The sequence below is a fragment of the Pseudoalteromonas sp. Angola-4 genome (genome assembly GCF_028599265.1).
Classification (GTDB): domain Bacteria; phylum Pseudomonadota; class Gammaproteobacteria; order Enterobacterales; family Alteromonadaceae; genus Pseudoalteromonas; species Pseudoalteromonas atlantica.
Genome location: NZ_JAQREK010000135.1, coordinates 1 through 223 on the forward strand (window position 1 = coordinate 1; position 223 = coordinate 223).

Below are 223 nucleotides of genomic sequence, written 5' to 3' on the forward strand. Positions count from 1 at the left end.
ACGTATTCGCCGTTTTGCACAAGCGCCGTGGTTTCAACTTGGTTTGTGCCATCACTGATGATCACCGTCACGGTTTGACCGTCTTCCACATCGCTTACCGTGCCACGCACGACCATGGCGGCGCTTTCACCGTTACCATTAATCACGCCGTCGGCGGTTTTATCAATGCTGGTTGTGAGCGCTGCGGTGTTATCAAGTTCGACGCTATCTTGCGCGTTTACAG

1 protein-coding gene is annotated in these 223 nt (G+C 53.4%); it reads right to left on the bottom strand.

Annotated elements, in window-relative coordinates; all coding sequences use genetic code 11:
• Positions 1 to 223 (bottom strand): hypothetical protein (locus PSH48_RS21165; RefSeq protein ID WP_273612336.1); only part of this gene is annotated, 223 nt, incomplete at both ends.